The 22,386-nt window shown below is 72.1% G+C and carries 21 protein-coding genes; 11 read left to right on the top strand and 10 right to left on the bottom strand.

All coding sequences use genetic code 11. From position 1 onward, the window contains the following. Window positions 1-191: 191 nt before the first annotated feature. Window positions 192-1,394, bottom strand: a complete 1,203-nt coding sequence (locus ACZ6QO_RS18725) for a cytochrome P450 (protein ID WP_465852187.1) — start codon at window positions 1,392-1,394, stop codon at window positions 192-194. A 403-nt stretch (window positions 1,395-1,797) separates the two neighbouring features. On the opposite strand from ACZ6QO_RS18725, the gene ACZ6QO_RS18730 reads away from it, so the two are divergent. Together ACZ6QO_RS18730 and ACZ6QO_RS18735 are read left to right on the top strand one after the other, a co-directional pair. Beyond that, a complete protein-coding gene (locus ACZ6QO_RS18730; RefSeq protein ID WP_465852188.1) occupies window positions 1,798-3,111 on the top strand; it encodes an L-fuconate dehydratase in 1,314 nt (437 codons plus the stop codon). Between the two features lie 179 nt (window positions 3,112-3,290). Then, window positions 3,291-3,596: an L-rhamnose mutarotase gene (locus tag ACZ6QO_RS18735; RefSeq protein ID WP_465852190.1), complete on the top strand. Its 306-nt coding sequence runs from the start codon at window positions 3,291-3,293 to the stop codon at window positions 3,594-3,596. A 45-nt stretch (window positions 3,597-3,641) separates the two neighbouring features. Here the strand turns inward: ACZ6QO_RS18735 and ACZ6QO_RS18740 are convergent, their stop codons facing one another. Next, window positions 3,642-4,280 carry a TetR/AcrR family transcriptional regulator gene (locus tag ACZ6QO_RS18740; protein ID WP_465852192.1) on the bottom strand — a complete coding sequence of 213 codons (639 nt, stop codon included), beginning with the start codon at window positions 4,278-4,280 and terminating at the stop codon, window positions 3,642-3,644. A gap of 178 nt (window positions 4,281-4,458) precedes the next feature. On the opposite strand from ACZ6QO_RS18740, the gene ACZ6QO_RS18745 reads away from it, so the two are divergent. Together ACZ6QO_RS18745 and ACZ6QO_RS18750 are read left to right on the top strand one after the other, a co-directional pair. Next, window positions 4,459-5,025 (top strand): hypothetical protein, encoded by a 567-nt coding sequence (locus tag ACZ6QO_RS18745; protein WP_465852193.1) that lies wholly within the window; start codon window positions 4,459-4,461, stop codon window positions 5,023-5,025. Window positions 5,026-5,292: 267 nt separating this feature from the next. Continuing rightward, window positions 5,293-5,880 (top strand): superoxide dismutase family protein, encoded by a 588-nt coding sequence (locus tag ACZ6QO_RS18750; RefSeq protein ID WP_465852195.1) that lies wholly within the window; start codon window positions 5,293-5,295, stop codon window positions 5,878-5,880. 89 nt (window positions 5,881-5,969) lie between these two features. Here ACZ6QO_RS18750 and ACZ6QO_RS18755 read toward each other — a convergent pair whose 3' ends face one another. The 3 genes from ACZ6QO_RS18755 to ACZ6QO_RS18765 all read right to left on the bottom strand — a co-directional run bounded on the left by ACZ6QO_RS18755 (window position 5,970) and on the right by ACZ6QO_RS18765 (window position 9,508). Beyond that, window positions 5,970-6,911 carry an EamA family transporter gene (locus tag ACZ6QO_RS18755; RefSeq protein ID WP_465852197.1) on the bottom strand — a complete coding sequence of 314 codons (942 nt, stop codon included), beginning with the start codon at window positions 6,909-6,911 and terminating at the stop codon, window positions 5,970-5,972. Window positions 6,912-7,104: 193 nt separating this feature from the next. Continuing rightward, complete coding sequence (locus tag ACZ6QO_RS18760) at window positions 7,105-8,376, bottom strand: MFS transporter (protein WP_465852198.1); 1,272 nt, start codon at window positions 8,374-8,376, stop codon at window positions 7,105-7,107. Window positions 8,377-8,578: 202 nt separating this feature from the next. After that, entirely contained in the window at window positions 8,579-9,508 is a 930-nt protein-coding gene (locus ACZ6QO_RS18765) for a LysR family transcriptional regulator (protein WP_465852200.1), read from the bottom strand. Window positions 9,509-9,583: 75 nt separating this feature from the next. Here ACZ6QO_RS18765 and ACZ6QO_RS18770 point away from each other — a divergent pair, with 75 nt between their 5' ends. Next, window positions 9,584-10,366: a CTP synthase C-terminal region-related (seleno)protein gene (locus ACZ6QO_RS18770; RefSeq protein ID WP_465852202.1), complete on the top strand. Its 783-nt coding sequence runs from the start codon at window positions 9,584-9,586 to the stop codon at window positions 10,364-10,366. 56 nt (window positions 10,367-10,422) lie between these two features. Here the strand turns inward: ACZ6QO_RS18770 and ACZ6QO_RS18775 are convergent, their stop codons facing one another. The 4 genes from ACZ6QO_RS18775 to ACZ6QO_RS18790 all read right to left on the bottom strand — a co-directional run bounded on the left by ACZ6QO_RS18775 (window position 10,423) and on the right by ACZ6QO_RS18790 (window position 14,109). Continuing rightward, window positions 10,423-11,094, bottom strand: a complete 672-nt coding sequence (locus ACZ6QO_RS18775) for a FadR/GntR family transcriptional regulator (RefSeq protein WP_465852203.1) — start codon at window positions 11,092-11,094, stop codon at window positions 10,423-10,425. Between the two features lie 58 nt (window positions 11,095-11,152). Next, the gene (locus ACZ6QO_RS18780) at window positions 11,153-12,139 is read right to left on the bottom strand and encodes an MBL fold metallo-hydrolase (RefSeq protein ID WP_465852433.1); all 987 of its coding nucleotides are present in this window, start codon (window positions 12,137-12,139) and stop codon (window positions 11,153-11,155) included. Window positions 12,140-12,180: 41 nt separating this feature from the next. Next, window positions 12,181-13,341, bottom strand: coding sequence for a steroid 3-ketoacyl-CoA thiolase (locus ACZ6QO_RS18785; protein ID WP_465852205.1), 1,161 nt, complete (start codon window positions 13,339-13,341; stop codon window positions 12,181-12,183). 108 nt (window positions 13,342-13,449) lie between these two features. After that, window positions 13,450-14,109, bottom strand: a complete 660-nt coding sequence (locus tag ACZ6QO_RS18790; protein ID WP_465852206.1) for a TetR family transcriptional regulator — start codon at window positions 14,107-14,109, stop codon at window positions 13,450-13,452. A gap of 202 nt (window positions 14,110-14,311) precedes the next feature. Between ACZ6QO_RS18790 and ACZ6QO_RS18795 the strand changes: the two genes are divergently transcribed. The 6 genes from ACZ6QO_RS18795 (at window position 14,312) to ACZ6QO_RS18820 (ending at window position 19,712) form a co-directional block, all read left to right on the top strand. Beyond that, window positions 14,312-15,403: an acyl-CoA dehydrogenase family protein gene (locus ACZ6QO_RS18795; RefSeq protein WP_465852208.1), complete on the top strand. Its 1,092-nt coding sequence runs from the start codon at window positions 14,312-14,314 to the stop codon at window positions 15,401-15,403. Continuing rightward, on the top strand, window positions 15,397-16,551 hold the full coding sequence (locus tag ACZ6QO_RS18800) for an acyl-CoA dehydrogenase family protein (RefSeq protein WP_465852210.1): 1,155 nt from the start codon (window positions 15,397-15,399) through the stop codon (window positions 16,549-16,551). Before ACZ6QO_RS18795 ends, ACZ6QO_RS18800 begins: the two co-directional genes overlap by 7 nt. Window positions 16,552-16,701: 150 nt before the next feature. Next, window positions 16,702-17,658 (top strand): bifunctional MaoC family dehydratase N-terminal/OB-fold nucleic acid binding domain-containing protein, encoded by a 957-nt coding sequence (locus tag ACZ6QO_RS18805; protein WP_465852211.1) that lies wholly within the window; start codon window positions 16,702-16,704, stop codon window positions 17,656-17,658. Next, a complete protein-coding gene (locus ACZ6QO_RS18810) occupies window positions 17,658-18,065 on the top strand; it encodes a MaoC family dehydratase (RefSeq protein ID WP_465852212.1) in 408 nt (135 codons plus the stop codon). Before ACZ6QO_RS18805 ends, ACZ6QO_RS18810 begins: the two co-directional genes overlap by 1 nt. Window positions 18,066-18,093: 28 nt before the next feature. After that, window positions 18,094-19,266, top strand: coding sequence for a lipid-transfer protein (locus ACZ6QO_RS18815; protein ID WP_465852213.1), 1,173 nt, complete (start codon window positions 18,094-18,096; stop codon window positions 19,264-19,266). An 89-nt stretch (window positions 19,267-19,355) separates the two neighbouring features. Further along, the gene (locus ACZ6QO_RS18820) at window positions 19,356-19,712 is read left to right on the top strand and encodes an ester cyclase (RefSeq protein WP_465852214.1); all 357 of its coding nucleotides are present in this window, start codon (window positions 19,356-19,358) and stop codon (window positions 19,710-19,712) included. A 39-nt stretch (window positions 19,713-19,751) separates the two neighbouring features. On the opposite strand, the gene ACZ6QO_RS18825 is transcribed toward ACZ6QO_RS18820, so the two are convergent. Then, window positions 19,752-22,079, bottom strand: a complete 2,328-nt coding sequence (locus ACZ6QO_RS18825) for a hypothetical protein (protein ID WP_465852216.1) — start codon at window positions 22,077-22,079, stop codon at window positions 19,752-19,754. Between the last annotated feature and the right edge of the window lie 307 nt (window positions 22,080-22,386).

Genomic DNA, 22,386 nt, shown 5'->3' on the forward strand with positions numbered 1-22,386 from the left:
GCCTGAGCTGCGGCGACGCGGACTCGCCGTGACGGCCGTCGCCCGCCGCCGGAGCGCCCCGCGAAACTTTCACGGACCGCACGGGGGTGCCGGCACATGCGCGAACGCCCGCCTCCTCCGGCTGGGCGCGGGAGGAGGCGGGCGTTCGGACCGGTGCGGCCGAGGCCGCGCGGCGGTCAGGTCTGTACGGGTCAGACCTGTACGGGGAGGTTCTTGATGCCGTTGATGAAGTAGGACCTCAGGCGCTTGGCGTCGCCCGCCGGACGAAGATCGGGCATGCGCCGCGCGAGCACCTCGAACAGCACGCGCAGCTCCAGCTTGGCCAGGTGGTTGCCCAGGCAGAAGTGCGCGCCCCCGCCGCCGAAGCCGATGTGCGGGTTGGGGTCGCGGCCGACGTCGAAGCTCGTGGGCAGGTCGAAGACGTCCTCGTCCCGGTTGGCCGAGGAGTAGAACACCACGACCTTGTCGCCTTCCTTGATCTGCTTGCCGCGCAGCGTGGTGTCGCGGGTCGCCGTGCGCCGGAAGAGGTTGACCGGCGACACCCACCGGACGATCTCGTCGGCGGCGGTGCGGGCCAGGGACGGGTCGCGGACGAGCCGCTCCCACTGCTCGGGGTTCTCGAAGAGCGCGAGCATGCCGCCGGAGGCCGCGTTGCGGGTGGTCTCGTTGCCCGCGACGACGAGGAGCAAGACGAACAGGTCGAACTCGTCCTCGGTGAGCGCCTCGCCGTCGTCGCCCGGCTGCAGCAGCTTGGTGACGATGTCGTCGCGCGGCTCCTCGCGGCGCTTGGCCGCGAGCTGGTTGGCGTAGGCGTAGACCTCCATCGCGGCCGCCTGCCCCTCGTCGGGGGCGCCGGCGTAGTCGGGGTCGTCGCTGCCGATCATGCGGTTGGACCACTGGAAGAGCTTGTCGCGGTCTTCGACCGGCGCGCCGAGCAGCTCGCAGATCACGTACAGGGGGAGGGGCGCGGCCACATCGGTGACGAAGTCGACCTCGCCCTTGGCCGCCGCCTCGTCCACCAGGCCGTGGCAGATGTCGCGGATGTGGTCCTCAAGGACGCCGATCTGACGCGGCGTGAAGCCCCGGTTGACCAGCGAGCGCCTGCGGGTGTGCTCCGGCGGGTCCTGGTTGAGCATCATCATCCGCTGGAGCTGGAGCTGCTCCTCGGCCATCTCGTTGAACAGGGCCAGTTTCCTGCTGGAGGAGAAGATCTCGGAGTGGCGCGAGACGTGGACGACGTCCTCGTGCTTGGTGACGGCCCAGAACCCCGGCCAACCCGGTTGCTGGTCGCCCTCGTGCCAGAAGACCGGATCGTTGGCGCGCAACCACCTCAGCTGCTCGTGCGGAACGCCGGAGCGCACGTAGTGATCCTGGTCGACGAGGTTGATTTCCATATGACCGCCCGGGGGAGTGGATCAAGCGCTTGGTCGGGGATGTTTCTGAAACGTGTTCTATTACGGTAGCCGGGGCCCGTCAAGGCGGCGGCCTCACGTGTCAATACCCCCGCCGCCTCCCGGGCCACCGTATCCGGGGGCCAGGTTACGAGAAGGTGAAAGGCCTGTTGCGGTGACGGCATAGCCATCCGATGAATGGCCGGGAAGGCCGACGGACCTCTTGACGTGCGGGCATCTCCGCGTAGTGTTTCTTCTCAACACATCGGATGAATTGGGGGATGCGCGTGGAGCTGTTGCGAGTCGGGCGGCCGGGAAGGGAACGGTCCGCCGTACGGGACGACGCCGGACGCCCGCGTGACGTGCGGGGCCTGGCGGGCCGCCGGCGCCGGACGGCGGGCCGGGCATGAGCGACCTTCCGATGATCACCGCGCTGGAGACCCACGACATCCGGTTCCCGACCTCCCGGGAGCTGGACGGCTCCGACGCGATGAACCCCGACCCCGACTACTCGGCCGCCTACGTGATCCTGAGGACCGACGGCGACGTCGACGGGCACGGCTTCGCGTTCACCATCGGCCGCGGCAACGACGTGCAGACCGCCGCCATCGCGGCGCTGCGGCCGTTCGTCGTGGGCAGGCGCCCCGACGACCTCGGCGCCCTGTACAAGGAGATGGCGCACGACTCCCAGCTGCGCTGGCTGGGCCCGGAGAAGGGCGTCATGCACATGGCGATCTCCGCGGTCGTCAACGCGCTGTGGGACCTCAGGGCCAAGATCGAGGGCAAGCCGCTCTGGCGGCTGCTGGGCGAGATGTCCCCCGAGGAGATCGTCTCGCTGGTCGACTTCCGCTACATCAGCGACGCGCTCACCCCCGCCGAAGCGCTGGACATCCTGCGCCGCGCCGAGCCCGGCCGCGCAGAGCGCGCCGCCGGCCTGCGGGCCGACGGCTACCCCGCCTACACCACCTCCCCCGGCTGGCTCGGCTACGACGACGACAAGCTGCGCCGCCTGTGCCGGGAGGCGATCGCCGCGGGCTTCACCCAGATCAAGCTCAAGGTCGGCGCCGACCTCGACGACGACCTGCGGCGCATGCGCATCGCCCGCGAGGTGTGCGGCCCCGGCTTCCGCATCGCCGTCGACGCCAACCAGCGCTGGGACGTCGGTGACGCCATCACCTGGGTGGACGCGCTCAAGCGGTACGACCCGTACTGGATCGAGGAGCCGACGAGCCCCGACGACGTGCTCGGCCACGCGACCATCGCCCGCGCCGTCGCGCCGATCAAGGTGGCCACCGGCGAGCACGTGCAGAACCGCGTGGTCTTCAAGCAGATGCTCCAGGCCGGTTCGATGTCGGTCGTGCAACTCGACTCCGCCCGCGTCGGCGGCGTGAACGAGAACATCGCGATCCTGCTGCTGGCCGCCAAGTTCGGCGTGCCGGTCTGCCCGCACGCGGGAGGCGTCGGCCTGTGCGAGCTGGTGCAGCACCTGGCCATGTTCGACTACGTGGCGGTCAGCGGCAGCCTGCGCGATCGCGTGATCGAGTACGTCGACCACCTGCACGAGCACTTCGTCGACCCCGTCGTGGTCCGGAACGGCCGCTACCAGGCGCCCGTCGCGCCCGGGTTCAGCGCCGCCATGCGCCCGGAGTCGATCGACGCCTACGCCTTCCCCGGCGGGCGCGTCTGGGCGGAGCCCGACGTCAAGGAAGATCTCGGATGATCGAGGCCCGCGGGCCGGCCGCCCTGGTCGCCGGCGGCGGCCCGCGCGGCCGGTCGTGCGCGCCGTCCGGGCCCTGTGGACGGTGTTCATGATCGGTGGGATGCTGGCGAGCCGCGGAGGGGGGCATCCCCCTCGCGCTGACGCTCGTCCAGGTCACTTAGTGGAAAGGCGCAAGACTGATGCAGCGGCTCGCCATGCGCACCCGGCTGTTGCCGGGGGCCGAAGACACCTATGACAAGGAGCACGCCTCCATCCCGGCCGACCTGGAGGCCGAGATGCGCGAGGCCGGCGTGCACTCGTGGAAGATCTGGCGCGACGGTCTCGACCTGTTCCACTACATCGAGGTCGAGGACTACGCGATCCTGCAGGAGAAGATGCGCCACAGCGCGGCCAACCAGGCATGGCAGGTCCAGATGAACCGCCTGCTGGACGGCGGCGGCTTCGACCCGTCGTCCCTGGGCATGCGACTGGTCTGGGAGATGTAGCTCGCCCGTCGGCGGCCCACGTCACGACGACGGCGACCGGACCGGTCAACGCGCGGGCACGTCACCGGCGTCCCAGGGTTCCGCCGGTCCGATCTCGCCGGTGCCGGCGTGGACCCGCACGAGCCTGTCGACCCCGCGCAGGAAGGTCTCGCAGATCAGCGCCGGGTCGAACAGGCAGCCGGCGGCCATGGCGCCGTCGCGCAGCATCACGAAATGGCGGGCGGCGGGTTCGGCGCCCGCCTCCTGGACCTTGGCCAGCAGGTCCGTGACGGTGTCCAGGAACCATTGGCGGTGGGCGAGCACCGCCTTGCGCACCGGGGACTCGGGGTCGGGATACTCGGCGGCGGCGTTGAGGAACGCGCATCCCCGGAAGCCGGGGGATTGGATGCCCTGGGCGATGGACTCGCCGACGGCCCGGACGGCGGCGGCGGGGGACGGGAGTCCGGCGGTGGCGGCCTCGTCCGCCTGGCCCCGCATCATCCGGTCGACCTCGTTCAGGTAGGCGAGGACCAGGTCTTCCTTGCCTGGGAAGTGCCGGTAGAGGGTGGCCCGCGTCACCTGGGCCTCCGCGACGATGCGATCGATGCCGACCGCATGAATGCCCTCCGCGTAGAAGAGCCGGGTGGCCGTGTTGAGCAGCCGGGTTCGCGCTTCGGACGGCCGGCCTTCGGATTGGCTGCGCATGCCGCCATCCTAGTAGGTAGAACGTTCGGTCTTGACAGCTTGCGGGACATGTTGCCATGCTATCTGGGGGATAGAACGTTCTGTCTCTTAAAGGGCTCGTCCTTCAGCACCTGGTCAGCAGGCATACCAGGCGGACGCGCCGAACCGCTCTCCGTCACTCATCCACGCAAGGATCACCATGAGCACTGGCACCATCGCCGCTTCGCCCGCTGTCTTCCAGACCGCGTCCGCGCTGCGGCGGCTGTACTTCGTCCGGTTCGCGTTCGCCATCGTCTGGGCCCTCGCGATGTTCACCACCGCCTCGGAACTCGGCCCGTTCGCGGTCGCCCTGCTCGTGCTCTACCCGCTGTTCGACGTGGCCGCCGCCGTCATCGACGCCCGCGCGTCGCGCGCCACCGGGTCACCCGCCCTGCTGTACGCGAATATCGCGGTCAGCCTGGTCACCGCCATCGGCGTGGCCGTCGCCTCCGCGTCCGGCATCCCGGCGGTGCTGCGCGTGTGGGGCGCCTGGGCGGTCGTGGCCGGGGTGATCCAGCTGGTCGTGGGCGTCACCCGCCGCAAGATGGGCGGCCAGTGGCCGATGATCATCAGCGGCGGCATCTCGGTGCTCGCCGGCGCGTCGTTCATCATCGGCGCCTCGGCGGAGCACCCGACGCTTGCCAACGCGGCCGGCTACGCCATCCCCGGCGGCATCTTCTTCCTCATCTCGGCCTTCCGTCTCGGCCGCGCCGCGAAGGGAAACTGAATTCACCGCATCCGATGGCCCGCCGGCGTCCGAGTCGCCGTGGCGCACCCCCCGGATAGGAGAACCCGGCCCTTCTCATGGCAATTTATGGCACCATGCTGAATCGCGGCCGGTGAACGGTTTGCATCGCTCGGACGTGCTGCAACGCGGCGGACAATTAACGTGGCTTGCTCATTCTTAGCTACATATTGGCTCGTCTGGCTATGACGTCGGGTATATCCGCAAATGTTGGCGAAAGGTCGTTCGAACCGGGTAAGGGAGAGGCACATGATGGTGGTGCGCGCGGGAGTCATGGCGATGGTCGTGCCGTTGACGATGCTGGGCCAGGGCGCCCTGGCCGCCGGGCCGCAGGCCGAGCCGCTGGGCCGCGTCCCAGAGCCGGTCCTCGCGCTCGGCCGGTTCGCCGGCTATGGCCCCGGCCAGACGGCCGTCACCTACGACCCCAAGCTCGTCCCCTCCGGCGCGGCGGCGGCCGTCGCCTACGTCCCCACCGCCGACGGGCGCGCGAGCGTGCAACTGAGAGCGCAGGGCCTCCTGCCGAACCGCAGGTACGGCGCGCACGTGCACACCAACGCCTGCGGGCCCAAGGGCGAGGACGCCGGGCCGCACTTCCAGTACACGCAGGACCCGAAGACGCCGTCCACCGACCCCAAGTACGCCAACCCCCGCAACGAGATCTGGCTCGACTTCACCACCGACGGCCAGGGCAACGGGTTCTCCCACGCCGATCTGGAGCGCGGGTTCGCCGAGCGGCGCCCGCACTCGGTGATCATCCATGCCGATCACACCCACACCGGCGCCGGGCACGCCGGCCAGGCCGGCCCCCGGCTCGCCTGCGTCAACGTCGAGTTCTGAACCGCGCCGCCGGCCTTCGACGTGCCGGGTGACGTGGACGTCGCGGCCCTGCCGGCCCCGCCGCCGCAGAGGTGCGGCCGCCCGCCGCGTCAGCCGGCCTCGGCGCCGCGCAGGGCCGCGCCCGGCGGAGCGCCGTCGGCGTCCGAGGTGGCCGCGGGAGCGGCGGCGGCGCCCCGCGCCGGCACGCGCAGGGCCAGTGTCGTCAGGCCGATCAGCACGATCGCGCCGCCGAGCAGTTCGCCCGCGCTGGGGCGCTCGCCCAGCCACGCGCCGGCCGCCGCCATGCCGACGAGCGGCACCAGCAGGGTGAACGGCGCCACCGCCGACGCGGGGTAGCGGCGCAGCAGCGCGTTCCAGATGCCGAAGCCCACGAACGTCGCGAGCAGCACCACGTACGCCAGCGCCGCGACCGAGCCCGCATGGAACGAGGTGAACGCGCCGCGGATGCGGTCCGGCCCCTCGAACACGCCCGAGAGCGCGAGCAGAGGCAGGGGCGGCACCAGGCTCGACCACACCAGCAGCCCGAGCCCGGCGGGCGCCTCGGCCCGCCGGACGCACACGTTGGCCAGGCCCCAGGAGGCCGCGGCCCCGAGCGCGAGCAGCAGCGGCCACAACGGCGCCTGTGCGCCCCGGCCGATCGCGATCACGGCGATGCCGGCGGAGGCGACCAGGATGCCGGTGAGGCGGCGCCGGCCCGGCCGCTCGCCGAGGGCCGCCGCGGCGAAGACCACCGTGAAGATCACCTGCGCCTGCAGCACGAGCGAGCTGAGCCCGGCGGGCAGCCCGAGGTACATGGCGGTGAACAGCAGCCCGAACTGCCCGGCCCACTGGAACAGCCCCACCACGACGATCCAGCGGACCGGGATGGCCGGGCGCGGGATGAGGAAGACCGCGGGAACGGCCACCAGGGCGAAACGCACGGCCGCGAACAGCAGCGGGGGGAAGTGCTCAAGCCCGAGGTCGATGGCGACGAAGTTGACTCCCCAGACGACGGTGACGGCGATGGCGAGGAACGAGTGAAAGGGACGCACGCCTGGAGTTTCGAGGCAGCGGAGCGTTCAGTCCATCTATTTCTTCTTAACCGAACGCTGTAGCGTCTCTACACTTTCCTGATGTTCCGGAGCGCCGGTCGTCAACCGAGGGCTTTGAGCAGTTCCCGCGACAGAGGCCCGGCGGACGCGGGGTTCTGCCCGGTGTAGAGCCGGAAACCGGTCGGACGGGGCCTCAGACCCTCGGTTCCGCCTCCTCGGGCTCCGGCGAGGGCAGCGCCGGGGCGGCCGTGTACCGCCTGAGGGCCGGCACGGTGGCGGCGATCACCGCGGCCCCCGCGACGGTGGCCAGACCGCCGCCGACCGCGCTCACCGCCGGTGACAGCAGAGAGCCCACCGCGCCCGCGCGGAAGTTGCCGAGCTGCGGGCAGCCGACGCCGACCAGGTACTCGGCCGCGCCGACCCGCCCCCGGTAGCGGTCGGGCGTGGCCACCTGCACGACGGCGGTGCGGAACACCACGCTGAGCACGTCGGCGGCGCCGGCCACGAACAGCAGCGCGAGCGCGAGCCACAGGCTCTGGGCCAGGCCGAACCCGGCGACGCCCGCGCCCCAGACCGCCCCGGCGGCCAGGATGGCCCGTCCCTGCCGCGACACCCGCCCGACCCACCCCGACAACGCCGTCCCGGCGAGGCCGCCGACCGCGACGGCCGAGGTCAGCAGGCCGAGGGTCTCGGCCGAGCCGCCGAAGCGCTCGGCGTTGATCACCGGGAACAGCGCGAAGGGCATCCCGAGGACGGTGGCGTTCATGTCGGCGAGAAAGGCACCGCCGATCACCCGGTCGCGCCGGATGAACCGCAGCCCCTCGCCGATCGCCCGCAGGCCGGGCCGCGCGCCGCCGCCCTCCGGCGGCATCGCGGGCAGGCGCGCGATTCCGTACAGGGCGACCGCGAAGCTCGCCGCGTCGACGAGGTAGCACGTCCGCAGCCCCCAGGCGGCGGCGATCAGCCCCGCCAGGGCGGGGCCGACCGTCGCGCTGAAGTGGAAGGCGAACATGTTGAGCGACGCGCCGGCCGGAACCTGGTCGGCCGGCAGCAGCCGGGCGAGGAAGGTGCCGCGCGCCGGGCCGTTGACCGCGCCGAGCACGGACTGCACCGCGACCAGGCAGTACAACGGCCACACCCGCGTGAGGCCGGCGAAGGCCTGGACGGCGAACAGCGCCGACACCAGCGCCAGACAGCCGCTGGTCACCAGCACGAGCTTGCGCCGGTCGAACGCGTCGATGATCGCCCCGCCGGCCAGTCCGAGCACGATCGCCGGGACGGCGCTCGCCAGGCCCACCGCGCCGACGGCCACCGCAGAGCCGGTGAGCGTGTAGACCTGCAGGACCACCGCGAAGCTCGTCATCTGCCCCCCGACCGCGGACAGCATCGTCCCCGCCCACAGCCGGCGGAACGCGGGCGAGCGCCGCAGGGGCCGCACGTCCATGAACACCCGATTGCCCGCCATCTCCCCGTCCCCCTTCGGACACCGCGGCCCCCGGCGGGGCCTGACAGAGTGAGCCGGAGATTCTAACGACGCCCGGACGGCCCGGTGAAGCGTCTTCCGTGTGCCGCGGACCTCGCCGCAGCCGTCTCGCAGGGCTTGGCTGTGCCGTGGACCTCGCCTCAGCCGTCTCGCAGGGCACCTCGGCTGTGGTGTGGGCCTTGCCTCAGCCGGTTCGCAGGGCTTCGGCGAACGCCGCCGCGGGCGGCGGGAGGAGCCGGCCGTGCACGATCTCGGTCCGGTGGACGAGCCGCGGCGCGGCGAGCGGCACGGCATGCGGCACGGCATGTGGTACGGCGGCTCCGGGGCAGATGGCCCCCTGGCGGCAGGCGCCGTCGGGCAGCGCCGTCTCGGGGAGGATCGTCAGCCCGTGGCCGGCGGCGACGAGCGCGAGGAGGGTGGCCGCGTCGGTCCCCTCATAGTGCAAGGAGGCCCGGGGGCCGTCCGCCTCGGCCGCCGCGCGCAGGTCCGCGAGCGGCGCGGCCACCTCCGGCGCGTCTATCCACCGGGCGTCCACCAGGTCGTGCAGCCGCAGGGCGCGCCGCTCCGCCAGAGGGTGGCCGGCGGGCAGGAGCACCCGCAGCGGACCCTCGGCGACGGCGGCGGCGGCGAGCGGTCCGAGGTCGGGCAGCCTGATCGGGTCGCTCGGCGCGACCACGCCGTCCACGAGCGCCAGATGGAGTTCGCCGCTCGCGACGGCGCCGACCACGGTTTCACGGCCCGCGACGCGCAGGGTGACCGTCAGCGTGGGAGCGGTTCGCCGCAGGCGGGCCAGCGCGCCGGCGACCAGCCGTGGCACGGCCAGCGGGGTCGCGCCGACCATGAGGTGCTCCGGAGATCCGCCCGCGACCATGGCGACATCGGCCCGCGCGGCGTCCAGGCGCACCAGGATGGGGACGGCGTGCTCCAGCAGCCGCGTCCCGGCGTCGGTGAGGCTCACCGGCCGCCGATGCAGCAGCGCCGTGCCGAGGTCGCTCTCCAGCGCCGCCACGTGCTGGGAGACCGCCGACTGGGTGTACCCGAGCGTGCGGGCCGCCGCGGAGAACGACGCGCACTTGGCCACCGTGACGAACGTGCGCAGCAGATGGGGGTCCATCCCATAAGTGTTCCTGATGAAGGCATGGCCGATCATCGTTGGCGCGTGACCGGGGCGTCCGGTCACGATGTCCCCATGACGCGAACTCGGGGCCGTACGACGGCCGATCCGCCCGCTCTCGGTCCCTGCGGCGCCCGCGTCGCGCTGGTCGGCGACCGTTCGCCGCACGTGCGCGCTCACACGCGCATCCCCGGGCTGCTGGACGCCCTGCGCGAGCGGCACCACCTGACCGTCGACGCGTACTGGGTCCCGACCGGCGACGCGGAGGAGGACGGCGTCCTGGACGGGTTCGACGGCGTCTGGCTGCTGCCGGGCAGCCCGTACCGCAGCGAGGCCGGCGCGATCGCGGCCGTGCGCGCGGCGCGGGAGGCGCGGGTGCCCTTCCTCGGCACCTGCGGCGGCTTCCAGCACGCCATGCTGGAGTTCGCCCGCGACGTGTGCGGCGTGCCCGGCGCCGGTCACGCCGAGAACCTCCAAGGTGAGGCTCTGCGGGAGGCGACGCTGGACACGATGCTCATCGTGCCGCTGGCGTGTTCGCTGAAGGGCCATGAGGCCGCGGTGCGGGTGACGGCCGGCTCGCTCGCCGAGCGGCTGCTGCGGACGCGGCGGGTGGTCGAGCGCTATTACTGCTCGTACGGCCTCGACGAGCGCCATGTCGACCTGCTGCGCGAGCACGGCATGATCTTCTCAGGGCACGACGACGAGGGGCAGCCGCGCATCGCCGAACTTCCCGGCCATCCGTTCTTCTTCTGCACGCTGTTCCAGCCGGAGCTGGCGGGCGACGGCACGCGTCCCCACCCCGTCATCCGCGCCTTCGCCGCCGCCGCGACCGCGCATGCCGCCGCCGTCGCGACGTAGTCGGGCGCCGCCTGCGGCCGTGCGGCGAGCCGTCCGAGGTCGGGGGAGGGCGACGATCAGAGCGCGCGCCGGAGCCATTCCTCGACGCCGGCGACGTGGACGGTGGCCCAGGCGCGGGCGACGTCGGGCTGACGGGCCGCGATCGCGTCGTAGATCGCGGTGTGCTGCTCTCTGGTCTTGGCCGTGGCGCCCTCCTGGGTGAGGCCGCGCCAGACGCGGGCCCGCGTGGTCGGCCCGGACAGGCTCTCGATCAGCGAGCAGAGCACGGTGTTGCCCGAGCCCTTGGCGATGAGCTGGTGGAACTCCAGGTCGTTGGCGACGAGTTGCTCGATGTTCGGATCGTCGGGCATGGCTTCCAGGATCGACCGCAGCTCCTCGATCTGATCGTCCTTCATGGCGAGCGCCGCCATGCCGGTGGCGGCGGGTTCGAGGATGCGTCGCACCTGGAAGAACTCGAGCACGGTGTCGTCGCGGTGGAAGTCGACCACGAACGACAGCGCGTCGAGCAGGAGGTGGGGTTCGAGGCTGGTGACATAGGTGCCGTCGCCCTGCCGCACGTCCAGCACGTTGATCAGGGCCAGGGCGCGGACGGCCTCGCGGAGCGAGTTGCGGGACAGGCCGAGGCGTTCGGCCAGGTCGGCCTCTTTGGGCAGCCTCGCACCGGGCCCCAGCTCGCCTGAGACGATCATGCCCTTGATCTTGTCGATCGCAGCGTCCGTGACCGCCACGAAGTCACCACCTCGGATTGCGCTTCCCCAGACATCGGATGTCTATGAGTGTATGGGGTCAATGTGACGTAGTGGTGAACCGCACGGGATCGCCGGGAGCGCCAGGTTCACGGCGGACGGCGCCCTGGACCTCCAGGCTCCGAAGGTGGGCCGCCGCCTCGCTCGCCGCCAGCCCCCGCTGCATCGGCGCCAGCTCCGCCCAGGGCCTGTTCCAAGTCATCCGCTCGGCGACCTGCCAGATCGTCAGCGGCTCGGCCGCGGACGCCGCCATCAGCTCGCGCAGCCCCAGGAGCTTGTCCTCGTGGTGGGCGCGGATCTCGGCCGCGCGGGCGGCGACGCCGGAGAACGCCTGCTCGTGCGCGGGCAGCGCCTCCGCGTCGCCCAGGCCGGCCACGCGGGTGAGGGACGCGAGGAAGTCCCCCAGCGGGTCGATGTCCTGGCGATCGTATGGATAGATGCCGATGTGAGGGGTTATATCGGGAAGGACGTGGTCGCCGGTGAACAGGCGGCCGGCGTCCTCCAGGTGCAGGCACACGTGCCCGGGAGTGTGGCCGGGCGTCCACACGGTGCGCAGCGCGCGTCCGGGCAGGTCCACCAGGTCGCCGTCCCGCAGTTCGCGATCGGGCTGGGCGGGCGGGTCGGGACGTTCGAACCGCCGGACGGCGTCCGCGTCCACCCCCGCGCCCGCCCTGCGCATCATCTCCGCCTGGAAGTCGCCGTGGGAGCCGTCGGGCAGGCCGCGGATCAGCCGCACCAGGGCGGCGTCCGCCTCGTGCATGGCGATCCAGGCCCCCGACTCCTCGCGCACGCGCCCGGCGAGCCCGGCGTGGTCGGGGTGGTAGTGGGTGACGACCACCCCGCGCACCTCGCGGACGTCCACGCCGGCCGTCGCGAGCCCGTCGCGCAGCGCCGTCCAGGCGTCCTCGTGGTTCCAGCCCGCGTCGATCAGCACCGGCCCGCCGGAGGACTCCAGGGCGTACACCAGCGTGTACCCGAGCGGGCTGCCGGGGATCGGCACCGGCACGCTCCACACCCCGCCCCCCATGTCGGTGGGCCGCTGGGCGCTGAAGGGCCTCCGGCGCGTCCTCACACGCGCTCGAGAATGGTCGCGGTCGCCAGGGCGCCGCCCGCGCACATCGACACCAGGGCGGTCGCGTTGTCCGACCTCTCCAGTTCGTGCAGGGCGGTGGTGATCAGACGGGCGCCCGTCGCGCCCACCGGGTGGCCGAGCGCGATCGCCCCGCCGTTCACGTTGACGCGCTCCATGTCGGGTTCGTGCACCGCCGCCCACGACAGCACCACCGCCGCGAACGCCTCGTTCACCTCGAACCTGTGGACGTCGTTCATCGACATGCCGGACATGGCGAGGACCTTGGCGGTCGCGTCCACCGGCCCGTCCAGGTGGTAGTACGGCTCGGAGCCGACCAGCGCCTGGGCCAGGATGCGGGCGCGCGGCCGTACGCCGTGCCGGGCCGCGGCCTCCTCGCTCATCAGCAGCACCGCCGCCGCGCCGTCGGAGATCTGCGACGAGGTGCCCGCGGTGTGCAGGGCGTCCGGGCCGAGTACCGGCCGCAGGCGGGCGAGCCCTTCGACGGTCGTCTCGCGCAGTCCCTGGTCGGTGGAGACGGCGCCGGTCTCGCCGGTCGGAGTCCCGTCGTCGCCGAGGACGGGCGCAGTCACGGGCAGGATCTCGCGCTCGAACCTTCCGTCGGCCCAGGCCTTGGCCGCGAGCCGCTGGGAGCGGGCGCCGAAGTGGTCGAGCCGCTCGCGGGTGAGCCCGCGGCGCCGCGCGATGCGCTCGGCGGCGGTGAACTGGTCGGGCAGATCGATGGACCAGTCGCCGGGGCGCGGGTCGGCGGGCAGCACGTTGCTGCCGAGCGGCTGGCGGCTCATGGACTCGACGCCGCAGGCGACGCCCGCGTCGATCACCCCGGCCTGGATGAGGGCGGCGACCAGGTGCACGGCCTGCTGGGAGGAGCCGCACTGGGCGTCCACCGTCGTCACCCCGGTCTGGTACGGCAGGCCCGCGTAGAGCCAGGCGTGCCGGCCGATGTGCCCGCCCTGCTCTCCCGCCTGGGTCACGCAGCCCGCGAAGACCTGGCCGATCGCCGAGGGGTCCACGCCGGACCTCTCCACGACCCCCTTCAGGGCCGCCGCGAGCAGCGCCTGGGGTTTGACCCCCGCCAACCGGCCGTTGCGCTTGCCGATCGGGGTGCGCACGGCTTCGACGATCACGGGCCTGCTCATGCGGCCTCCTCACCGTTAGAACATCGTTCCAGTCGCGACTGTAACCGGTTCTAATTTGGCGCGGAAGCCCTCATGGGCCAAGGGGGCCCGGCGGGGCGGCGGCTGTGGTCAGGAGCCGAAGTCGGAGAACAGGCGCTCGGCCGCGATCTCGATGCGGCGCTGGATCTGCTCGTAGGTGCGCCGGCCGCGCAGCATCTCGAGGAGCTCGGTCACCCACACGCCGGCCAGCGAGCCCGCCAGGGCGAACTGCTCCTCGCTCGCCGTCTGGAGGGTGAGGCCGTTGCCCGAGACGCGCAGCAGCAGCCCGGCCATGCGGTCGCCGAACGGCACCTCGACCTGGGCCATGATGAGTGAGCGGATCAGCGCGTCGGCCAGCTCTGGCTCGCGCATCAGGCCGCGGGTGGCCCGCATGAGCACGTCGACCGCCCGGCCGGCCGCCGCCTCGGCGCTCGGCGGACGCCGTTCGATGCTGGTCTCCAGCAGGTCGATCTCTTCGCCGACGACCGCGACGACGAGATCCATCTTGGAGGGGAAGTAGCGGTAGAGGGTGCCGAGCGCCACCCCGGCGCGTTCGGCGACGGTTCTCATCTGCATCGCCTCGACGCCGCCGCGCGAGGCGAGGGCCGCCGCGGCCTGGACGATGCGCTTGCGACGCTGGTGCTGGCTGCGGGTGCGAACGCCGGAGGAGGCCCGGCCCGCCGGAGGCGGGATCGCCGCGGGGTCGCCGCCGTCGGGGACGGCGGCCGTTCCGGCATGCGAGGTGCGCATAAGAACACGTTACCGGATTATCCGCAGGTAGGGCTTGTTACTCGCCGGTCACAAGGAATGCCGTTCTTGCATGACCTTTGTGTTGCGCGCGGATGTCGGGCAAGGGTCTCGCGTAATGGCTCTGGACAGAGATTAGAATCTGTTCTAATTTGCGGCTGACCGGACTCCACGGGCTCGACCGGGCCGCACGGAAGGCGTCGTGATGGATTTCGACCTCGACGAGACGCAGGCGGAGCTGAAAGAGCTGGCCGCGGGCCTGTTCGGCCGCGAGGCGGGGCATGACCGCCTCGCCGCCCACGACAGGAGCGGCGACCCCTACGACGCCGCGCTGTGGCGTTCGGTGGCACAGGCGGGCCTGATCGGGGCCTGCCTGCCCGAGGAGGCCGGCGGCGCGGGGCTGGGCGCCGTGGCGATGGCCGTGATCGCGCGCGAGGCGGGGGCCCGGGTGGTCCCGGCCCCCCTGCAGGACGGCCTGGTCGCGTCCATGGTGATCGGCCGGTACGGCTCGGCCGCGCAGCGCGAGCGGGCGGCACGCCTGGCCGAGGGCGAGATCGTGCTGACCGCCGCCCTCCTGGAGCCGGGCCGCGACCTCGGGGCCCCGCCGCTCACCGAGGCCCGGCCGGACGGCGACGGATGGGCGCTCTCCGGGCGCAAGGCCATGGTGTCCTACGCGGCCGAGTCCGCCGCGATCGTCGTCCCCGCCGCGACGCCGCAGGGCGCCGGGCTCTTCCTCGTCGATCCTGCGGCCGCCGGCCTGCGGCCCGTGCCCACGGCCACCGGAGAACCGGCCGCGGCCCTGGAGCTGGACGGCACCCCGGCCGAGCCGCTCGGCGAGCCCGACGGAGCGGCCTTCGCCCTCCTTCGCCGGCTCGCGCTGGTGGCGCTCACCGCGAGCGCCTCCGGCGTGCTCGCGGGCGCGCTGGCGCTGACCACGGAGCACATCAAGACCCGCAAGCAGTTCGGCCGCGCGCTCGCCGAGTTCCAGGCGGTGACCATGCAGATCGCGGACGTCTACATCGCCGGGCGGGCGCTGGACGTGGCCGTCCGGTCCGGCGCCTGGCGGGTGGACCAGGGGCTGGACGAGGAGGCCGACCTGGACCTCGCCGTCGCCGCGCACACCGTCGCCGACACCGCGCTCGCCGCCCTTTACACCTGCCAGCACCTGCACGGCGGGCTCGGCCTGGACGTCACCTACCCGCTGCACCGCCACTTCGCCTGGGGCAAGCACCGGGCGCACCTGCTCGGCGGCGTGGAGGCCCGGCTCGACACGATGGGAGCCCTCGTCCGATGCTGATCGACCTGACGCCCGGGCAGAAGCGGCTCCGCGACGAGCTGCGCGAGTACTTCGCCGCCTGCCTGACCGACGAGGACCGCCGCAAGATCGCCGAGGACCCGTTCGGCGAGGCGTACATGGAGCACTGCCGCAGGCTCGGCCGCGACGGCAAGCTCGGGCTCGGCTGGCCCGAGGAGTACGGCGGGGGCGGCTACGGGCCGCTGGAGCAGCAGATCTTCGCCAACGAGATCGCCCGCGCCGAGGTGCCGTACCCGATCATCACCGTGCAGACCGTGGGCCCGACCCTGATGCAGTACGGCACGACCGAGCAGAAGGAGTTCTTCCTGCCCCGCATCCTCGCCGGGGACTGCCACTTCGCCATCGGCTACAGCGAGCCGGGCGCGGGGACCGACCTGGCCTCCCTGCGCACGACGGCGGTCAGGGACGGCGACCACTACGTCGTCAACGGGCAGAAGATCTTCACCTCCGGTGCGCACTACGCCGGGTACATCTGGCTGGCCGCCCGCACCGACCCCGAGGCCAAGAAGCACCGCGGCATCTCGATGCTGATCGTGGACACCCGTGACCCCGGGTACTCCTGGACGCCGATCGTCACCATGGACGGGCGTCACCACACCAACTCGACGTACTACTCCGACGTCCAGGTGCCGGCCGACATGCTGGTGGGCGAGGAGAACAAGGGCTGGGACCTCATCGTCAACCAGCTCAACCACGAGCGGGTCACCCTCGGCCCGGCCGGCAACCTCGCCCGCGTGTACGACCGGTTCGCCGCCTGGGCGCGGCGCACCGGCGCGATCGAGGAGCCCGCGGTGCGCCGGGCCCTCGGGCGCGTCTACGCCTACTTCCGCACCAACGAGCTGCTCAACTGGCAGGTCGCCGCGAACATGGGCCTCGGCTGGCTCGGCGCGCCCGACGCCTCGGCCACCAAGATCTACGGCTCTGAGCGCATGCAGGACGTCGGCAGGATCGTGGGGGAGACGCTGGCGCGGTTCGGCGACCTGTCCGATCCTGAGACCGCCGCGTTCGTCCAGCAGCTCGACCGGTCGGTGAAGGGGGCGATCGTGCTCACCTTCGGCGGCGGGGTGAACGAGGTCCAGCGCGAGCTGATCGCCATGCTGGGCCTCGGCCTGCCGCGGCCGCCACGGTGAGCGCGCGGCGCGGCGTCCCGGCGCGGTGACCGGCGGCCGGCCACGGTGGGCGCGTGAACGAGTCCGGCACGGTGGAGACGCTCGACACGGTTCAGGGAGAGACATGGCGACGGACGCGCTGAGCGGCGATCGCGTTATCGGAGGGCAGAGATGACGACGACGGCGGCGCCGGACCTTCACGAGCGGCTGACCGCCCTGGCGGAACGGCAGATCGCGGTGGGCGAGGTGCGCGGCGTCCCGGCCGCGGACCCCGTCAACCTGCCGATGATCCGCCACTGGGCCGCCGCGATGGGGGACGCCAACCCCGTCTACACCGACGAGGAGTTCGCCGCCGCGAGCGTGCACGGGCAGATCGTCGCGCCGCCGGCGATGGCGCAGGTGTGGACGATGCCCGGGGTCGGCCCGCGCGAGAGCGCGGCCACGCCGGTGGACGACGTGCTGCGGACGCTCGACGAGGGCGGCTTCACCGGGGTGGTGGCCACCAACTGCGAGCAGACCTACCACCGGTACGTGCGGCTGGGGGAGCGGCTGGTCCCCGCCACGCGGCTGACCGGGCTGACCGGGCCGAAGACCACGGCGCTCGGCACCGGATATTTCGTGACCTGGCAGATGGTCTGGTATTCCGACCAAGAGCCGGTGGCGGAAATGATGTTCCGGGTACTGAAGTTTCGTCCGCGGGAGGAGAAAGCCGCGCCCGAGGAGCGCAGTGCGTATCCTCTGCGACCGGCCGTCAACCGGGACACGGCGTTCTTCTGGGAGGGTGTCAGGGAAGGCGAGCTGCGGATCCAGAAATGCGGAGACTGCGGCGAGCTGCGGCACCCGCCCGGGCCCGTCTGCCCGTCGTGCCGGTCGGCGAACAGGGTGTACACCGTGGCGAGCGGGCTCGGCGAGGTCTACAGCTTCGTCGTGCACCACGACCCGCCGGTTCCGGGCATCGAGCGGCCGTTCGTGGTGGCCGTGATCGCGTTACCGGAGGGCATCCGCATTGTCGGAAATGTCGTGGAATGCCCGCCGGAAGCGGTGGGTGTCGGTATGCCGGTGCGAGTGACATACCGCGAAATGGACGACAAGCTGACGTTGCCGATGTGGGTACCCCGGGAGTCGTGATGCGCACACTGACGGAAGACGACATCGAGCGCGGAACCGCGCTCCCGCCGCTGCGCATCGAGCTGACGCCGACCACGGTCATCGCGACGGCCCTGTCCACCATGGACTTCACGCCGGTCCACCATGACGTCGAAGGGGCACAGGCCCAGGGCTCCAAGGACATCTTCCTGAACATCCTGACCACCATGGGGCTGGTCGAGCGCTACGTGACCGACTGGGCCGGGCCGGAGGCCCTGATCAAGGGCATCAACGTCAGGCTCGGCGTGCCCGCGTACGCCGGGGACACGCTCACCTTCAGCGGGACGGTCACCTCCCGCGAGGGCGGCGAGGTGACCGTCGAGGTCCGCGGCGCCGTGAGCCTGGGCGACCACGCCATCGGCACGGTCCGCTTCTGCCTGCCCCGCTGAGGCCGGCGCCACCAGAAAGGGTCACCACGTGCACTCCCTCTCCGGCCGCACGGCCGTCGCGGGCATCGGCGCCACCGAGTTCTCCAAGGAGTCCGGCCGCACGGAACTCCAGCTCGCCGCCGAGGCCGTCTTCGCCGCCCTGGACGACGCCGGGCTCTCCCCGTCCGACGTGGACGGCTTGGTGACCTTCACCCAGGACGCCAACCAGGAGATCGCCGTCGCCCGCGAGGTGGGCATCGGCGACCTGTCCTTCTTCTCCCGCGTCGAGTACGGAGGAGGCGCTGCGTGCGGCACCGTGCTCCAGGCCGCCATGGCCGTCATGACCGGCGTCGCCTCCACGGTGGTCTGCTACCGGGCCTTCAACGAGCGGTCCGGCCGCCGGTTCGGCCAGCCGAACGCCGGCCTCGGCGGCGAGCCGTCATCGCTCGGCGTGGAGATGAGCTGGCACGTGCCCTTCGGGCTGATGACCCCGGCCGCGTGGGTCGCGATGTTCGCCCGGCGGTACATGCACGCCTACGGCGCGACCTCCGAGGACTTCGGCCGCGTCGCCGTGGCCATGCGCCGGCACGCGGCGGCCAACCCGAACGCCTGGTTCTACCAGCGGCCCATCACCCTCGCGGACCACCAGGCGTCGAAGTGGATCGTCGAACCGCTGCACCTGCTCGACTGCTGCCAGGAGAGCGACGGCGCGGTGGCCCTGGTCGTCACCTCGGCCGAGCGGGCCAGGGACCTGCGGCGCTCGCCCGCCGTCGTCACGGCCGCGGCGCAGGGGGCGGGCGCCGGGCAGATGATGATGACCAGCTTCTACCGCGACGACATGACGGGCCTGCCGGAGATGGGCGTGGTGGCGCGCGGCCTGTGGGAGATGTCCGGGCTGTCGCCGCGGGACGTCCAGACGGCCATCCTGTACGACCACTTCACCCCGTTCGTGCTCACCCAGCTGGAAGAGCTGGGGTTCTGCGGCAGGGGAGAGGCGCGGGACTTCATCGCCGGGGGCGGCATCGAGATCGACGGCCACCTGCCGGTGAACCCGCACGGCGGTCAGCTCGGTGAGGCGTACATCCACGGCATGAACGGCATCGCCGAGGCCGTGCGCCAGGTGCGGGGCACCTCCGTCAACCAGGTGCCCGGCGTCCGCAACGTCCTGGTCACCGCCGGCACCGGCGTCCCCACCAGCGGCCTCATCCTCTCCACCGACTGACTTCACCGGCAATGAGGTGATCTTCGCCGACATGCCCCCATAAAGTGGGCTGGACATCGCGGTCGAACCCAGTTGGGAGCACAACGGTGATGAACGAAACCGTCGCCACGGCGTCCAAGCGATTAGTGGCACGCTATTTCCACATGTGGAACACCGGCGACGCCTCCGTCGCCCCGGCCATCCTCAGCGAAGACTGGGTCGACCACGCCCATCCCGAGGTGACCGGCCCCGCGGCCGTGCAACGCTCGGTCGAGCAGCTGAAAGCGGCGCGGCCCGACGTCAGCTTCCACATCGACCGCATCCTTGCCGACGCAGACCGGATCGCGGCCGTCGGCAGCGTTCACCAGGGATCGGATCTCGACGCCTCAGGGACGGGCATGATCTGGCTGGTTCGCATAGCGGACGGACAGATGGCCGAAATGTGGACATACCGCAGCACCGCCTGATGATCGAACGGCGCGGACGCCGGCATGGCGGGCGCCGGGTCAGGGGGTGACGATCGTGGGGACCGTGAAGAACACGAGCATCGCGATCGCGACGCACAGGACGAACCCCGCGAGCTCCCAGAGCCAGTCGTAGTGGTGCTCGCCGATCTTGATCGGCTTCAGCCTGTCATGCCGCTGCGGCCGCGTCCTTCCTCCGGATGGCCCGGCGGGCACGGCATCAGGAGCCGCGGACGCCGTGTCGGCGGTGGCAGCGTCCGTAGACGCCGCGACGGCGGGACCGGACCCCTCGGTCGCGACATCCGTGGAGCCGGCCTCGGCGCCCGCGGACGTGGTCTCGGTGTCGGTGAACGGGGCCGCGGCGCCTGTGGGCGTGGTTCCCGTGTCGATGGACGGGGCCGCGATGTTTCCGGGCGTGGCTTCGGTGTCGGTGGACGAGGTGGCGGCGCCTGTGGGCGTGGTTCGGGTGTCGGCGGACGGGGCCGCGGTGCTCGCCGACGTGGAGTCGGTGTCCGTGGACAAGGTCGCGGCGCCTGTGGGCGCGGATTCGGCGTCGAGGGACGAGGTCGCGGCGCTCGTGGACGCGGGGGCGTTGCCGGGTCCGGACGCGACTTCGGACGGCGGTGGGCTCTGCGCGGGGAAGGCGGGGGCGGTGGCCAGGGAGATCGCCGGCATCTCCACGGTCGAAGGGCCATCGCCCGCCGTGGTCGCGTCGTTGACCGAGGGCTTCACCCACGCGGGCGGGAACTCCCACACGGAGGCGGCAGGGACGGCCGATGGCGTGCCGGACGCGGTCGGCGAAGGCATCGCCGGGTCGCTCAGCGGGGACGCCGCCGGGCCGTTCAGCGGCGGTGTCGTTGAGCCGTTCAGTGGTGGCGTCGCCAAGCCGTCCGGCAGGAGCGTCACCGGGCCGTTCGGCAGGGGCTTCGCCGGGCCGTTCGGCGGGGGTGTCGTCGGGGTGTTCGTGCGTTTGAACGCACCACGCGCCGCCGCGATGAGCCTTGACAGGGCAGAGCCCCGCCGCTCACGCTCGGCAGCCCCTTGCCCGGCCTCCGCCGAGCGGGCGGGCTCCGTGGAAGAAGAACCGGTGTCTGCGCCGTACAGGCCGGACGGGTGGGCGTTCGTGCGGTTCGAGCCGAACCAGTCGACGGGCGTGCCCTGCGTGCTGCGGAAGGCGAACGGGTCGGCGGGTGTGTCATGCGGGGCGGAGGGGTGAGGGCCGTGAAGGTCGGCGGCCTGACCGGTCGCGGGCTCGCGGGTGGCGGGAGTGGTGGGTGCGGTGGGCTCGGACTCGGCGGGCCGTCGCGCGGCGACGGGAGGCGGCGTGCCGACGCTGAAGGTGCGCTGGAGCGTGGGCCACTGCCCGGTCGCCAGGGCGTCCTTGAACGGCGACCCCTTCTCACGGGGGGAGCCGCTCGGCTTCTCGCGAGAGGAGCCGGCCGGCTTCCCACGAAGCCGACCGCTCTGCTCTTCGCGAGGGGGGCCGCCCGGCTGCTCGCGAAGGGGACCGGCAGGCTGCTCATGAGAGGGGCCGGTCGGCTTTCGGGTGGGGATGGAGCGTGCCATGCTGCGGATCTTGGGCATGGGCTCGGTGGTTGCCTCGTGCTTGGACCGGCGGCCGGGCTTCGGCGGCTTCACCTCTTGGGCGGGGAAGACGCCGGTGTTGGTGACCGGGTTCGGCTCGGCGAGCGGCAGCGGCCAGCGCGGTGTGGTGGGCCAGCGCTTGTCCTGCGACCGGGCGGCGGCCTCGGCCGTGCCCGTGCTCGTCTCTTCGGGCAGCGCGCTCAGGATGCGGGCACGCAGGGACACCGGAGGCTTCCGCCAGGGCAGGCGGCCGAGGGCCTCTTCGGCCGGCGCGATGGCGAGCACGGTGTACTCGGCCGCGACCCTTGGCTTCGGCGCCGTGGCCCGGGCGGAGTCGACGGCCGCGACCAGGGACCGAGCGAAACGGTGACGGGCGCTGATCATGAGCTGCTCGGCCGTGTCGGCCGCGACGTCGAGGACCCACGCGAGCTCGACCGTGTCGAGCCCGCAGACCGCCGACAGCAGCAGGACCTCGCGCTGGTGCGGGCGTACCTCGCGCAGCACCCGCTCGACCACGGCCGTCACCGGGTCGGCGGCCGGATCGACCGAGGGGAAGGAGTAGGCGACATCGCGCCGGTAGATCTCGCGGCGGGCGAGCGCGTACAGGGCGGCGCGCGGGGGCTCGACGGCCGGGACGCCGATGAGAACGGCCGCCAGGGCGTTGGCGGCGGAGGCGGTGTCACCGAGCTGGTCGTGGCAGTACGCGAACAGCCCGGCGGCGTGACGGTCGTAGAGCTCGGCGACCAGTTCGCCCCGAGGGCGGCGGTCGATGAGCGAAGGGGTCACAGCCGGATCCTCTGGAATTCTCGAGCGTGGTCGGTGGGTTGGGAGTGGCGCCGGAGGTTAGAGGGGGGTCGGGAGCCAATCATGTCAAGGTCGCGCCGGAGGCCGCACCAATCGATGCCAGTTTGATAGATATCGCGAAAGTACCAGCAAGAAGCACCTGTCCACCGAGCCTTCCCTCTTTTCCGAAAAGCCGACAAGTCGGCATGAGGGGGGCGCTGGGAGGGATTGTCGGAGATCCCCATAGGCTGTGTCGGGATAGATCAAGTGGACCTGCGGTCGGGCCGTCACCTACCGTGGGGGCTGCCGA

The sequence above is a fragment of the Sphaerisporangium sp. NPDC049457 genome, from assembly GCF_055586705.1.